Below are 16,009 nucleotides of genomic sequence, written 5' to 3'. Positions count from 1 at the left end.
CACCGTTCCTCTCTGGCCGGCGGGGTTTGTGATACTTTAAAACCCAAACTATTTGACCTTGACAATGGCGGTAATAGCTCCGCCTTCGACTTTGAGGCCTTGCTTGGCAACAGCAGTGGCAATATCCACTGTGTACACCCAGCTGCCTGCCTCGGTATTGATACCTACGTAGACGCTCTTTTTGTCATCGCTGATCGTATTGTTGTTGTAGGAAGCCGACGACGACGCGATCACGTCAGGCACGCCAGTTACCCATGCAAATGTCTGATTGTAAGCATCCGCGATAGCGAGCTTCTTAGCTCCGGATGCCTTGCCCAAGTCTCCGTACATATAAAGCAGGAACTTGCCGCTGCCCAGATAAGTCTGATTGGCGATTTTGTACCCGCCCGATTTTTCCTGGACATTGAAGAAATAGCTCTTGTCGAACTCAGTCGTTCCTTTTTTGATGCGAATGAATGCGGATGGCTTGGTGGAGGTAGCAGTACCACTGTTGGTGGCAGCTGCCGGCGAGAAGCCGTAAACATCGCCGTTTTCGTCCACAGCCAAACCGTTATTGAAATAAGCACCGATATAGCTGGTACGGTTGTCTTTAATCACTTTTTCAAGCGTCATACTAGGATAAGCAAACACGGCGATCCAGCTGCTGTCGGGAAACGCTGTTCCAAACACGTCGGGAGCGGCACCTTTGATGCTCATATAAGGAGCAAAAATCTTGTCGCCTACCTGGGTCGCCCATGTAAAGTGCGCTCGCTCGCCATTGCCGGCGAGGTTGACGATATTCACCTGTCCTTCGCCCACGATCTTGGATTGATCGGCATTAATACGGAACCACGACGCGCTCTCGTTACCGCTTCTTGGGACCTTGATAGTCAGTATATCATCACCGGAAGGGGCAAAAACCTGAACAGTTTCACTTTGAAAATCAGATGTTTTTACCAATGCTCCTTTGTCATCCAGTGCGTAAGTCGTAACGGCGCCCGGGTTGCCCTGACCGTACAAAAGGCTGAAAAACTTGCCTTTGTGCGTCAGATAATAACGGTAAGAACCATCCTGCTCGATGCCCTGCCCTACTGTGCTGATCGTTCCTTGTGAAAGATCGCTGGTGGTGAGGAGGTAATCGGCGACACCTTGCGAGCCGATCGGCGCGGAAGCTACCACATACCGTGACCCGGTCCCGGGTTCTGGCGTAGGCGTCGCGTTATCGTCATCGCTGCTGCACGCGCCCAAAGCCACGCCTATACCCACTACGAAAAACCATTTTAAATATGACTTTTTCATTTTCTTACTTTGATTGATTTATTGATTATTAACTGTTACTTACTAATGAAATAGCGCAATTTGACGTAAAAACCGCGACTAGGCTTTTGAAGACTGAAATTGTCAAACAACTTGGCATCCAGGAGGTTTTTGCATTCCAGCGAGACATTGTACTTGCCGTTCGCCATGGCGTAAACCAGGTTCACATCGTGACTTAACTGCTCCGGAATATCGAGCTTGTCGCTCCCGAGGCTTGGCCAGTAGAGGTAATAGGCATGCACGTAAAGCAGGTTGTAACCCAATGTGAGCGTGTTCCCCTTTTTGCCAAGGTCTTTGAAGAACACCGCAGCATCTGCATTACCGAACATAAACGGCATATTAGGAATGCGGTCTCGGTAGAGCGGGCTTTCGGTGGTGTAACCCTCCTCGAAACGCGTATTGTTGCGCAGGTTTTGGTAAGTAAGGTTCACCCCGGCGGTTAGAAGCTGGCGGTAAGAGTAGCGCACTTCCCCGTCAACACCGAAATTGGTCACATCGGCCAGGTTATCCATGACCTGCTTGGTCTGGTTAGCATTCAAACGCGGACGGATAAAGCCCTGAGCATCCCGGTAAAGCACGTTCGCATCCACGCTGAACCGGTGCGCGCGTTTGATGGCACCATTGTAGCTGAAACCGAAATTGTAGTTGTAGCTTGTCTCCGGATCGAGTTCGATATTGCCTTCGAGGTTTAGGAGGTCGCCAAAAAGTTCGTCGGTTTCGGGCAGGCGGTAACTCTTCTCAAATGAACCTTTTAACTGAAAATTCTTAAATAGAAAATAAGTCGATGCAATGCCATAGCCCAGCTTTTCAAATTTGTTTTTCTGGGTCAGGAATGCTTCGTCGCCCCAGTTGCCGGTCGGGTTATAGGAGACCGAAAACTTGTTGTTTTGGGAGAAATGTTTCAGGAATAAAGAGGTATTCCAGCGTTCGTTATAGTCGAATTTGTAACCTAAACCCAGCACATTCTTACGGTTAACACGCGGCTGCTCATATTTCGCCGACTCTGGGAAAAGCTCGTCCTCCCCCTTCCGGTTGAACGTGTTTATGACATTGTTGAACGTCACCGAATGCTTGGGATCAATCTGGTAAGTCACATTGGCCGTTGCCAGCCCATTGTTGTTCCGGAATTTGTACAACGACCGCTCACGCTCGCTGCCTTTACCTTCATATTGTTTGAACTGCTGGAACCAGTTATAGCGGCGGTAAACCGTATCCACATTCTGTTCCTGCCCAAGGTTATAATTAGCCGAAATATTGACATTCAACCCTTTTACAAACAGATCTTTCTTTTGGTATTTCAAACTAGGCATCACAATGTTCCCCTTTCGGTGCCACTGCCCGAACACACTCACCATACGCGCGCCGGTCTGGATCTCAGCCTTGTTTTTACCTAATGTCACCCCGATCAAAAGGCGGTCGGCGAACTTCTTGCCTACGACACCTACATTGGCAATGACGGTTTCATTATGATAGGTATCGTGAAACCTGCGCAGGCGCTGGTTGCGGAAATACTCGCCGGTATTCACGTCCGCCACGTCGACAGTAATCCAGTAATTGTTGTCCGAGTAGTTCTGAAAAGCATTCAATTGAGCTGTAAAGCCGTTTTTACTGGTATAACCCGCATTAATCGTCGTGCGGTGGGTATTGAATGAACCGTAGGAATAGGATGCATCGAGGTAGCTGTTCTGCCGTGTATTGGTCACGATATTCACCGCCCCGCCCAATGCATCGGAACCCAACCAGATAGGAACGACGCCTTTATATACCTCCACGCGCTCGGCGAGGTTGATCGGAATGTTGTTCAACTGGAAAGATGACCCGAAGTTGTCCATCGGCACGCCGTCGAGGAAAAATTTCACCTGACGACCTGTGAAGCCATTCAACGAGAAGTTCATGTTCGAGCCCACGCCCCCGCTCTCCCGCACACGCACTCCCGATACGCGGTCCAACGCATGGGAAAGGTCGAGCGTCGAGTTTTGCAGCTTCTTGGCGTCGATCGCCGTCACATTATATGCCTGGCGGTTGATTTCCTTCGTTTCCGTCCGCCCGATCACCGAAACCGATTCGAGTTCGCGGGTTTCGGAAACCAATTTTGGATTGTATTTAAAATGCTCGCCTGCTTTGAGGATAACGTCTTTCACCTGCGCCTGATAGCCCATGAAGGTTACCAGGAGTTTGTAGTTGCCAGGCCGGACGTGTTCGAGCGTATATTTCCCGTCGGCACCTGTAACGGTCCCGTGCGGGGTACCTTTCAGGCTCACGGAAGTGCCGGGGAGCATCTCGCCGTCCTCCGATCTGACGTGCCCGGTGAGGGTAACATCCGCCTGCTGGGCAAAGGCGACGAATGACAAGGCACAAAGAAGCCCTGTATGCAGAATTTTGCTAATTTGCATTGCTTTAAATGTTTCAGCGTTTATAAGTAATGCGCCTTAGCGCAGTAAACCGGATGGGTACCAGCCATTCGGTTTTTTACTTTGAATTGATATCGTCGGGGATGTCAGATAATGGTCAGATCATAGCGTTTATTTTTGAGGGTTATCGCAACATTTCAAACTGATAGTAGCGTAAGGACGGTCGAACCGTACTGGACATTTCGAACAACTTGCTGCCATATTTCTATTAATAAATAGACTTATTCTAAATAATATCGCAAAAGTAGCCGCTCGTCGATAGTTATGCTTACACAATCTGCCGGTTTAGCTGGATAATTTGAACATTGGCGGGGGTGGACGGCTGGACGGCTGACGGCTGACGGCTGACCGCCGACCGCCGAAAATGAAAATGAAAATGAAAGACGATAGACGATAGACGATGGACCATGGACGATAGACGATAGACCATGGACGATAGACCATAAACCATAGACGATGGACCATAGACCATACAAACAAATGGTCCATGGTCCATCGTCCATGGTCGTCACGCATACCGTCCATCATACCGCTAACCCGCGGTCAGCGGTCAGCCGTCAGCGGTCAGCCGTCAGCCGCCCCCCCCTGCCAGCACCTAAATAATCTCCATATGAAACCCCGTCACAGGACGGGTGTCGCTGAGCATCCTGGACGCCCGGTTTGTCCCCGCGATCACCCCATCCCGTCCGGTGATTTCAATTTCAATATTGGTATAATCTGCATTGAGCAGGCTCCTGGTCACCTCCCCTTCCGGATGCGGCAGCGGGAAAAATGCCTTTACCTCCAGGTGCGTCTGGCAGTTGGCACAATACTGCACATTCCAGCGGCTCAGCACGGCCTCGGTTCCCAAATGCAATTTTTGCCCCTCGTAAGTCATATAGGCCGAAACCATGAACGAGCCGCGGATAGGCGCGCGGTTGATGCGGCTTACCTTGATGATGCGGGTCGGGATGGCGGGCGTCGTGGCCAGAGATACAACATTGGCTGGACTATCCAGCGAGCCTGGGCCATAAGTAATGCCCAACTGGGTCTCGATATTGATACAATCCAGTGAGGTGTAGGTCCGCTCCACGCCGTCTTCCGATTTTTTGAACGGGCTCAGCGGACTTTCCAGCGTCAGCCACGAGTTTGGCGCAAATCCCGGCGTAGGGCCCTGGCTGTCGACGGTGTTCGTTCCAGGGTATTCGGGGATGATATCGAGATGATCGGTGAAGCCGTGTTTCTTTTGCCACAGCCAGAATACGCGATCGACATTGCAATGGTGGAAGTAGAAAATCGGATCCAGACCGGCCGTGTCATTTTCACCCATGTCTCCATTGGCACCATCGATCGGCGACCGGTCGTAGTTGGGCACATCGCAACCACCTACGGCGAGGTGAATGCTGTTGTGCGGCGATTCCAGCGGCACCACGATCTGATAAGGATCATTTGCGATCGGCGCACCGGTATTCGGGTCGATCGTCTGGCGGTCTGAATTCCACTGTCCGGCGGAAGTGGTGTTGGAAAATACGGTATAATTCGGCGCGTCGAGACAATCCTTGAACTTTTTGGCCACATTCGTCGGGATCATCTTGCCGTCGACGACAATATGCGAACCGAGCCAGTTTTTGATGTTCTCGTTCAGGATATCGACATTTTGGTCGTAATTGGGGAACTGCGCATTGTGCGCTTTGGTATTGGCAATGTCCTGCGCCGTCCCTACCAGCCCCGACAATGGATAGCGCACCGTTTCGTACCCGGCCGGTTTAGAGTAATTCGGATTATCGCCGTTGATCGAGTCCGTAATGTTTTTGGGGAAAATAAATGATCGCAGCGGGTTCGGGATCGTCGCACCATCCAGCTCGAAATTCTCCACAGTAAGTGCCCACGGAATACCCTTATTGAGTGACTCTTCGGCCGTTTCGTCCCAGAAAGGCAGCATTACTTCTTCGCAGCCAGGAATGCTTTGTAACGCTTCTTCCAACTTCAGCAAATAAACGCGGTGCCAGGTTGGAAAAAGGACATTGCCGTGATTACAATATCCACCCCAATATGCACTGTTCCCCCAGCCCGCACCACGGAACGGTTCCCCATGAAAGCCACCCAATTTGAAAAAAGATCTTTCATCTTCCGGCGAAAGTTCCTTAATACCTTTCCAGGCGCGCATCAAGTCTTCGAGCGCCTTTTTATTTCCACTTTCATATTCATTTTGTAATTCGAGAATATTTCTCCGTAAGCGTAGGTTAGGTTGGATTGCCATAATTGTGGAGTTTGTATTTAAATTTTAATTAAACGAATTTGAAAAAAGCTATTTAATAATGAGCCCGAAACGACACACACAATTCCGGAAATAAGAATCCATTCCTGCAACGGAAAATAGATTCTGCCTATCACGATCATCAGCGAACCAAACAGGCTTAACATAAATGGCACATAGCCGTGCAATGCGGCTTTTCTCCAAAGCATAAAGAGATGAAATGCAAGCATTGCCATTAAAACAGGCAATAACCAGCTCATATAAGGCAGCTTTGCCAGCCCTACACTCCCAAACATACTCATGTAAACTGCCCAGCAAAACGGGCATTTGGGAAAGAATGCGATTAAAACGCTCATCAGGATAGAAGGAACTGCCCTGGCGGTAGTTGTCACTTTTTCGGCGGTCGATTGGACCGGCTCATCGTGTTTGACATTCAGGCAACAACATGACTGATTTCCGGTAGCGGTGACCGGAATTTCATTTGTATTGGGCATCACAAATACAGGATTAGGTTTCCGTTTTATTTAAAACCGATCATCGTGTATTAGTATTTTCGAGGAGGGAAGTTGCCTAAAAGTAACAAAACATTTTTGCGCAGCCCTTCCGTTTAATAATTGCTTTCGTAACTATTGCCTTTATATATTATTGAAGAATTATTAATTGAAAATAATGTCACATTGTGCGCCCCTCTTTGGCATATTCCTTTCTGATTTCCTGCACCAATAATTGTTTGCTCAATGGCTGTGCGTTGGCTAATGCCTGAATCGTGGCCAGTTGTACTATATTTAAAATAGACGCCCCGGTCAGTTCGAAATGTGTGGCTAATTCCTCTACTGATAAATCCGGCGAGGTTTCGATTGTGGTGGGGAGCGTTTGTCGCCAAAGCAGTACACGTTCGGCAGCAGTAGGCATCACAAAATTAACCATGGCCTGAAACCGCCGCGTGAATGCAATGTCCATATTATTCCGGAAGTTAGACGCCAGAATTACCAGCCCGTTATAATCTTCGATGCGTTGCAGAAGATAGGACACCTCCTGGTTGGCGTAACGATCATGGGAGGAATTCACGGCGGTCCTTTTCCCGAATAATGCATCTGCTTCGTCGAAAAAGAGTATCCACTGCTTATTGGCGGCCATTTCGAAGAGCGTTTGCAGGTTTTTCTCGGTTTCACCAATGTATTTGGATACGACCTGCGACAGGTCGATGCGATAGACATCCAACCCCAGCCGCTTGCCGAGCAAGGTTGCCGCCAGTGTCTTGCCGGTTCCGGGCGGGCCGTAGAAAAGTGCCCGGTAACCGGCTTTCAATCGCGCGTGCAACGCCGGGTCTTGCATAAGTTTTTCATTGAACATCAGCCAGTTGTAAATCTGATCGAGCTCACCACGCAAAGTATCGGAAAGCACCAGCTCGGGCCATTCCATCTCGGTGGTAATGAGCTGGGCCGGGAATCCGGGGCCGAAACGCGGGCGCCATTTTTGTCCGGTGGTAAAGAGTTCGATATAATCCCTGGATACCAGCAGCCGGCCACTCGTATCGGGTTCCCCGATGGGCGGTTCTTCCAGCGTGAGGACCTGTTCTTTGAAAAGGATATTTTCCCGATCGAGAATGTGCTGCCGCGCGGCCATGCGCGTAGGAAGGTCGGGGCCACCGAGCATAAAAAGCAGGGTATCGCCCGTCGGAAGCATGCCGCGGTAAGCAACGCCCTTCATACCGCCAAACTCGGGAAATTCGCCGTCTTTCGGCACGAATTGCTGGATGATGCTGTCGAAGAAATTGGGATGCAAATGCGGCGCGAGGGCGATCATCAGCATCAGGTATTCCTCCACCGTCAGCCCCCATTCACCGAGCTTGTTGAACAACACCGAATTGTCGTCGTACAACTGCATGTCCGGCATTTTGAAGCTTCCTTTGCCAAAATGCTCCCGTAATCTGCCTTCCAGCACCTGCCTTACCTGCGCAAGTCCAAGCGTAAGGTTCGATTGCACCCGCCCGGAGTCGGAGAGCGTCATAGCAGGCTGATCTTCCGGAGCAGGCAGCGCAGGAGCCGGTTCTATATCATCTTCTTTCATACCCAGCCAGGTTCGGAGATTGTTTAATGCGGTGGTCATGGTTAGTGTGGTTTTGGGATGGTTTAGGATTTGACCATGGACGATAGACCATAGACTATGGCTTTTTTCATGGTCTATGGTCTATCGTCCATGGTCTATCTTCTACCGTCAACCGGCCTCAATGATAATGACACTCATTCGCCTTATCGTCCCAGGCCTTTTTCACCCAGGTTTTACCGTTATGAAACTCCACTTCGGTACCTTCGAGAATACCCGGACCGCCGCCAATGCTGTGCTTCGCCAGCACCACCGACTTCCATGCCTCCTTCACCTTCGCCATTCCTGTGCTATTGGAGAGATCGACAGGCCCTTTTTTGGCCAGTTGATTTCCGAAACCCGTCGCTACCTTACTGCCATCCAACGGTGCCGAAAAGCGATAGCCGAGAATCGTTGCACCGGGGAATTTGCTTTGCCAGATTTTGGCCACGTCCTTACATATCGTAGCGCAACTGGTGCTCACAATGAGTTTCACTTTGCTTAATGCCTTAGAAATCATGCCCACGTTGAAACAGGATTCTATTTGATCGTCTCCGAACTGTCCGGGCTCTTTGTATTGTGCATATTGATGCCCCGAAAAGAACAGCATGTCGGATTTCTCAAATGATTTTTCCGCCGGGTTAGTTACTGCGGCGGTTTGGCCTTTGTCATAAGGATCGGGCGTTTTGTGGCTGCCTAACGAGCGGTTCTCCACATCGAAACCCAGTTTGGTATCCTGGTGAAAAAACCTTTTACTAAAATCGAACCCCGACGCCGTGTAACCGAGCAAGGGTTTTGATAATACTGCAAAAAGGGACGCCACTTTGCCCGCGTCCACGCCCCAAGCCAATATCTGTGTTTTGGCATAATCCATATCCGCTACCGAAGCATAGCGCGAAAACGGGATCTGAATTTTGGTTATATAATCGTAACGTGTCTGAGTACTAGTCTGTTTTTCGGCTAAGGCAAGGAGTTGGTCCGCGAAGCTTTTATCTGCCGTACCTAATGCTGCATATTTAGCACCGGCAAGAATGGTCGTTCTGGCATAATAATACCCTTCCGCCAGGCGCACATCACCGAAGCCGTTGCGTTGGACTTGGAAGAAGGGTTTGCGGCTGATTTGCGAGCGGACTCTTGCGCGGGGTCTACATTTACAATTTTGCATGGCCAACTGACGGGATTAAAAGATTTTATTTTAACATATGAGAAGGGATAAGGCCACCCAGCAAGTTCTCCGCGGGATTCAACACCGAGTTGGCCGGGTAGTTACCAATAAAGATGGAGCCGTACCGAAGCTCCACCATATTGTTTGCAGCATGCACTTCGATGTCGAATTCCAGACTGTCTTCCGAACTTATTCTGTCCAAAGTAATGATGGTGGAAACTCCGACAACCTGCATGCGCTTTTGGCTTTCATGCATGGTCGGGTAAATCTTAATATAACTACCTACCCGGCTTCCCATAGCCGTTTTGCCCCAGAAAATGTAGTTTTTCCCAATTTTCGAAAACTCACAACTCCCATTCTCAACCCGCCCAAATTGCAACGTTTTCAGGTCGCTTAACAATTGCTCGTTAGAAGGATATCCAGATGCTATCAGCTTTCTGATATTGGCATTCTCTTTACTTTCCTTTGCCTTCCTGTAAATACGGTCGCCTTTCAAATTGTTTCTTTCGTAGTACTCAATCACTGTTTCGGGACCTGCAATTCCATCGGCCTTTAATCCGAGCATTTGTTGCATTACATAAATAGCCTCCGCCATCTTTTTCGCATCGTCGGCTTTGTCGCCAGTGATCCGGAATGTTTCCGGCTTCCAGCCAATTTCTGCTTGATGTTTCCGGTTCTTTTTCGCCACTTTATCATAATCCTCAATATGGTAGTTCTCCTTGGGTTTAGCCAGTTCTTCCGCCGGTTTAGCATCTTTCAATGTACCCAGGAAAGCTTCCAATGCCACGGCTTGATCACCTCTCGGCGCGCTGGCTGCCTTTTCCAAAGCGTCTTTTGACAAATTTTGCAGTGCTGATTTGAGACGTCTCAACCTGTCGGCGTCCATTTCAACCGCCTCACTTATACCCCGGGCTTTCGCGAGCATTAGGAACGCTTCGAATTTTTCGCGACCAATTTCTTCAATAAGCTTCCCTATCGCTTCCTGTTGTGGGCTCAGCTGTTCGCCATCACCACCCGAACCTCCGCCTGCTGAACAATCGACAGAAAATTCACTCTCGGAAATGTTGATTTTGTCAAAAAGCGGATCGAGCCCGTTCGGAACGGGAACATGCTTGTTTGCAAATGTGACTACATCAGCGGCTATACCTTTGGGAAAGTCCCTCACGACATCAACGCTGCTCATAATGGGTCCGTACACCTTCTTGCTGAACCAGCACGTTTCGATTAGTTTGGAAAAAGCATACTCCAATGCTGCTATCGCAAGATTCCATAAACAACCCAAGAGCGGCGGAGATAAACAGGCGACGATTCGTATGCCCCATTTGACGAGGTCGACAATGGTGCCTATATTACTGAGTACCTTTTCAAGCTCCGAAAGCTCTTCCACAAGTTTAAGCTTCTTACCAAAGAGCTTTTCCATTAATGCTTCTTCCTTCTCGGCAAGCATTGTTTCATATTTATTCTTTAACTCCTCGTACTCTTCCACCCGGCTTTTAACACCTTCGGGAGTAAACATCTCCACAACCTTGGCTAAGTTTTTCTGAATGCCTCGTTGCAATGACCCGAGTATTTCCTCCGCTATGCGGGTGAGCGTCCATGCCCCGACCATTCTGATGATCTTAAATATTACCTTAACAGCCGCCTTAAACCAGCTTCCGAAAGAGCCGCTCACTTTTGCTTGAAGCGCCCGGGCTTTTTCTTTTATCCGCTTAGCAAACCCCTGAAACTTGGTAAAAATAAAGTCGAACTTCTGGCGGAGCCAGCCATAGAGCCGCCCAAACCGAAGCCAGTGTTTAATTTTGTCCATATGTTGAACATGTTGTAACGCATCCTGAGGGGCATGGACTTTATGCCCGGTCCGGCTATCAAGCTGACCGATCGCCTCAGCGATTTTTGCCTTTTCGGCCACCTTCGGCTCTTTTAAAACCGACGCGGTTTCTTCTTTCCATGGTTTATAATGCGCTGATAGCCATTTTTCTTCCTTGAATTTCTCTTTGCGCTGAATGCGGGACACAATCGGTTGAACGACACCGAGCGGGGCGCTTGCAGTGGGCGGTTTCGGGGCAGGCATGCTTTTGCTTTGCACCACATTGGGAATTACTTCTGTATTCAAACGGCGAAGGGCGCTTTCCACTTTGACATGACGGTAGTCGACCGTTAAACGCTCTGGAATCCACTCATACGACCATATTCCTTCGCGCTGGTCTTTGTACACGAACATCGAGCCGACAAGTTGCGTACCGGATACTGCCGGTTTACCCTTTTGATCTTCATAAACGTGCAGCTCATTACGCCACATACCCTTTCCCTGATTGATGACCAAGTTTGGTGGAATAGTCAAGCGCGTCATTGTCTTCGGCACTGGATGCCAAGATTTCCGGGTAGATGTAGTCCGATTCGGATATTGTACGAGGTAGCTATTAATGGATGCAGCTGTCTTTTCAATTCCTTGAGTATACGAACGGAGTTGCCATGTACCCAGTATGGTTTCACTACTGCCACCTGGTTTCAAATCACCAATTTCGATGTTTTCAGGTGCTTCATCTAGCCTTGTAATTGTCTTACTTACCTTGTCACCCTGTGGTGCCGAGAGCTGCTTGTGCATGTATTTTTGCCCGCCACCCTGTAATAACTTTTTGTCTGATTCCAGATATTCCGGGATTTTATTAAACCGAATGCCGATTGTGGTTTTAGCCCTGAAAAAGTCTGCAATACCTCTCTTATCAGTTTCTGCGTCGACCTTATTGGCTCCTGGAATAGATGCTTCGACAAAAAAGTCCGTTCCCTTATTTACTTTCGCCACCTCGGGGAGCACTTCCGAATGAATACGGCCTCCTGAGGGCCGGTTGGCTGGCGCAAACGTGTAAAACCGCTGTACATAAGGCTTCCGCCCCACATTTCCCGTCTGCTGCCCTACGTGCGTGAGCTCGTGCGCCAGCAGGCGCTTACCACTGTCGGTATCGGGCTGATACTGGCCGGAGTTGAATACAATGTGGTTACCCGCTGTGTATGCCAATGCATTGATGGCCGACGCAGATTCGGCAGCTTTGCCATCTGTATGGATCCTGACGTCGCTGAAATCCTGGCCCATTCTACTGCCCATAAAATGCTGCGTGGGGGTATCGAGCGGACGACCAGCACCAGAGATGACCTCCGACACACTGTCCGGCGCTTCCATACCCCCATGGTCGGACAAACGTTCCTTACGATGAACTTCCTCTTCCTTCCCGCAAGCCGCACATTTACGGCTCACCCGCCGGTCACAAGCAGCCTTAGCCTGAACCGCACCCACTTCGTCCCTTTCCTCCGCTTCCTCCTTCCTTCTAACCTCTTTCCTACTAACTTTCTCTTCCCGTTCACAAGCCGCACATTTCCGTTGGAGCGACGAAACAGGGATGGTGCGAAAGGAGGCCGCCGGATTGGCTACCGCCGGATCAGGCATACGCATGACCCGGTCGGCGACGGCGTCGGCTTCCTGTTCGTATTGGTCGCCCGGTGCGTTTACCGTGAGTTTGGTTTGAAAAAAAGGCTTTTGTGCTTTTGCGGGCGCATGATGGCCTTCATTTTTACCTTTCTGAGGAGCAAAGTTTTGCATAACTCATATTGTTTTACCATTCTACCAGCAACATTTCATCCATCCAGGGAAGCCTGATTACCGCGATTCCCCAGGGAAGTCGTTCCAACAGTGCATCCTGACTTTTTTTATCGACCTGCAAACGCCAGCCTGTGCCTTCGTCGTCGCGGCTCAACTTGCCATCACGGCGAATGAACAGCTCTCTCAAACCCTCCGGCGTGGTCGATTTCAATACTTTCCATTGATCAATTGCCGCCTCCATCATCTTCACCGATAAGCCAACGGCTTCCTCCGGCATCGGTGTTTCGAGGTTGATCACCGTCTCCGGCGGCACACCACAAAGTATTTTGGGGAGCACCCAATCGTATTCGTCATTGTCCACAATGCCGGTGCATACATAACCGATCAGGCGAACGGCCAGGCTTATTTCGGCATCACTTTTCCACACCCGGTTCCCGATCCAGCCAAGCGCATTAAAAAGCTGAGGGAAAAACGGCGCCAGTAACACGATCCCCGCATTTGGGATATAGAAAAGGGTACTATCGACTTGGGAAGGTTGACTTTCCTCTTTCGTTATCTGATTTTCAGAAGAACCCGATTTCCGAACGATGTCATCAAGTACAGCATCCAGCTTCAATTTACTTTCAAAAACATCTTTTACCGGAAGTTCAAACAACCGCTTCCAAACCGCATTCTCCCATTGTCCGAAGTCTGCATTTCCGTTTTCCGGCGCATTTTTATTTTTGGCAAAAAAAGATATAATCCATTCATAATGAGCATCAATATACTGATCTTCCAGGAGCGCAGCAAGTAAAAAGCGACGGGCCGGTTCTGCCTCTGCATAATGCATCAGCCGCCCGATCATCTGTGGGTTGTCCGGCATTTCACGACGGAACATTTTTCCGAAGTCCGGATGAAAACTGTTCCCGAAACCACGTAAAAAATCACGCACACGCGACCCGTCCATGGCGCTGCTTCCGACAGGCAAATAGCCGTGTATCAGAAAGTAAATAGCGTGTCCATGCAAATATTCCGCTTCCGGAATCATGGCGCGCTCCCTTACCCCATTTTCCACAGCCAAAGCCAGTTTTTCAAGCAGATTATCCAAAAAAATCGCACGGTCAGCAGCTCCGATCTCCAATTCAAGCCTGGAAATCTGCAACACAGCCCCGGGAGGTACCAGCTCGTCGAGCCGGTCGGACACGCGCTGCCAAAAAGCATTGGAGCGACACCAATTGCTCAGCTCATTCTGCAACTCCCGCGCGGACACCTGCCCGTCCGCAAGCACCTCTATGCGAAGATGCTGTATCACATGCATTGCCATTATCGTCTGACCAAATAAGGGATTGTGAAATCTGCTACAATGGTTTTCGCCGCTATCTCTGGTAAAGTGTCCTTCTTGCATTCCGCCAGCTCGATCTGCTCATTGGCGTCAGCATACACAAGCACGAGCGTTTGCGCCTGCGCAAGGCCGCCAGTATGCTCCATACCGAGCCCGGTCGGCCGGTCGGTATTGGTCGGCTTTTTATTGACAAAATCGTTGATTTCCTTCGTCGATACTGCTATTACCTCAAACAGCACGTGATCGCGCTGCATCGCTGCTGCAAGGTCTTTCGCTGTATTTGCAGCATCCCAAAGCTTCCCGATGTGCCCTTCCACACGCAGCCAGGGATATTCGCGCAGGTGGAAACCCTGCGGGTATAATGCATCCAGATGATATCGCCCTTCTTTTTTAAACACATAGGAATCGCTGGTTTTGAATGCATTATAAGAATGCAGATGGCTCGTCCCACGCATTTGGGCAGCGCGGTAGTTCCAGTACAAATGCAGTGAAAACAGGCTGTCCGCGTCGAGCGGATAGTAATAGGGAATCGCCTGTCGGCCCAATTCGGTGTCCGGCGTCTGGCCGGGCGTGAATTTCACGGGTAAATCTTCGAAGTTGACGGTACCAGGCACCTCTCCCGGCTTATCGACTATATTGGTCGTTTCAAGATAGTTGGTGGAATCTTCAAACTCCTGGGCTTTCACTATGTAACGTTCACGCAGGAGTACATTTTCGTCCAGTTTCAGAAAAGGGAGGTCGAACGTCCAGATCATCATCATCATCCGCCAATGCAGGAAACGGATCTCGTTCCATTGCCCGGCCGCGCCGGTCATGGGAGGCTGAAAGTAGTCGCGGAATGGCACGGGTGTGTAGCTGCTACGCCCGCCGAGTACAGGACCCAGTTTTACTAATATAACCTGCTCTTTTTCAGGAAGATCATCATCGCAATGGCACGCACCCGAGAATGCCGACAGTTTCGCCCGCAACTCATCGTACGCTTTCACGAGGTCGGTCAGCCAGTCGTAGTAATATTGGATGTAATACAAATGCGCTCCCTCTTCGAGAAAGAACTGCCACTTGCGGACAAGCACTTTGCGGTATTTGCCCCAATAGTTAGCCCCTTTATGTGTTAACCGATTGCCAAAAAGGGTATGCAGCCTCTCCAAAGCTTCGCAGAATTCGGGTACGAGATCATCGAGAATGGCCTTGTATTCAAAGAAAATAGCTGAAAATGAAGCAACTTTGAGAAAAGGGTTCTCAAAATTATCAGTCCCGAACGGCTGGCCATTGCTGATTACCGCCAGCTTTTTATAGCCAAATCTAGGGACCACCACCTCGGGAAGTTGCAGCACCGGCCGGAGCACCGCATCGATCACCTCTGCCGGATAATGCACAGGCTCTTTCGGCTTTTTGAAAATCCCGCCGGGCTGTTCTGCCGCATCCTCGCGCGCCAGCTGCTGCACCTGTGCGAGCAATGTTTGATCTTTTTTTAAAAGTTCGTAAGGGCTTATAAGGATGAAATATTGCTTCTCTTCATAGGTTGGTATAAGTACTATGAGGATCTTATCGGCCAGCAAATCTTGCGTAGGCAGGTCGTTTGGGCCCTGAGGTTTGAGCGGGTCCATGGTCTTTGCATCGAAAGCTCCTTCGCAAAGTTCGAGAACGGGACGGTTTATGCGTCCACCAGTGTCGACCTGGTGCGGAAAATGCTGCTGAACGACTTTCGAAGGCTGTTTGAGGTAATACCGGAAACGGTGTTCGGCAATATGCACCACTTCGCCGTTCGGCCCAATCGCCGTTCCGGGCGTGATCATCACGTCACAGTTTTCTCCTACCTGCGCGGCCAGCCCACATACAATACCATGCCCGTGGATACAAACATTGACCTTTTCCGATGGTTTCGATTCCGTTTGCATGG

Annotated in this window: 9 protein-coding genes; all 9 read right to left on the bottom strand. The window is 49.8% G+C overall.

The window, feature by feature from the left end; all coding sequences use genetic code 11:
- Window positions 1–48 precede the first annotated feature (48 nt).
- The 9 genes from LZD49_RS27980 to LZD49_RS27940 all read right to left on the bottom strand — a co-directional run bounded on the left by LZD49_RS27980 (window position 49) and on the right by LZD49_RS27940 (window position 16,007).
- Window positions 49–1,278: a DUF4374 domain-containing protein gene (locus tag LZD49_RS27980; protein WP_234671142.1), complete on the bottom strand. Its 1,230-nt coding sequence runs from the start codon at window positions 1,276–1,278 to the stop codon at window positions 49–51.
- 35 nt (window positions 1,279–1,313) lie between these two features.
- Entirely contained in the window at window positions 1,314–3,689 is a 2,376-nt protein-coding gene (locus tag LZD49_RS27975) for a TonB-dependent receptor (RefSeq protein ID WP_234671141.1), read from the bottom strand.
- 613 nt (window positions 3,690–4,302) lie between these two features.
- On the bottom strand, window positions 4,303–5,946 hold the full coding sequence (locus LZD49_RS27970) for a tyrosinase family protein (protein WP_234671140.1): 1,644 nt from the start codon (window positions 5,944–5,946) through the stop codon (window positions 4,303–4,305).
- A 17-nt stretch (window positions 5,947–5,963) separates the two neighbouring features.
- Complete coding sequence (locus tag LZD49_RS27965; protein ID WP_234671139.1) at window positions 5,964–6,437, bottom strand: hypothetical protein; 474 nt, start codon at window positions 6,435–6,437, stop codon at window positions 5,964–5,966.
- Window positions 6,438–6,615: 178 nt separating this feature from the next.
- Entirely contained in the window at window positions 6,616–8,052 is a 1,437-nt protein-coding gene (locus tag LZD49_RS27960) for an ATP-binding protein (RefSeq protein WP_234671138.1), read from the bottom strand.
- Window positions 8,053–8,170: 118 nt separating this feature from the next.
- Window positions 8,171–9,193 (bottom strand): hypothetical protein, encoded by a 1,023-nt coding sequence (locus LZD49_RS27955; protein WP_234671137.1) that lies wholly within the window; start codon window positions 9,191–9,193, stop codon window positions 8,171–8,173.
- Window positions 9,194–9,218: 25 nt separating this feature from the next.
- Window positions 9,219–12,788, bottom strand: coding sequence for a DUF4157 domain-containing protein (locus LZD49_RS27950; RefSeq protein ID WP_234671136.1), 3,570 nt, complete (start codon window positions 12,786–12,788; stop codon window positions 9,219–9,221).
- Window positions 12,789–12,801: 13 nt separating this feature from the next.
- Complete coding sequence (locus tag LZD49_RS27945) at window positions 12,802–14,079, bottom strand: contractile injection system tape measure protein (RefSeq protein ID WP_234671135.1); 1,278 nt, start codon at window positions 14,077–14,079, stop codon at window positions 12,802–12,804.
- Between the two features lie 11 nt (window positions 14,080–14,090).
- Window positions 14,091–16,007, bottom strand: a complete 1,917-nt coding sequence (locus tag LZD49_RS27940) for a hypothetical protein (RefSeq protein WP_234671134.1) — start codon at window positions 16,005–16,007, stop codon at window positions 14,091–14,093.
- Window positions 16,008–16,009: the final 2 nt, after the last annotated feature.

The sequence above is a fragment of the Dyadobacter sp. CY261 genome (genome assembly GCF_021440085.1).
GTDB lineage: Bacteria > Bacteroidota > Bacteroidia > Cytophagales > Spirosomataceae > Dyadobacter.
The sequence above is the reverse complement of the archived record's forward strand: the minus strand, read 5'-3'. Positions and strand labels throughout refer to the sequence as shown.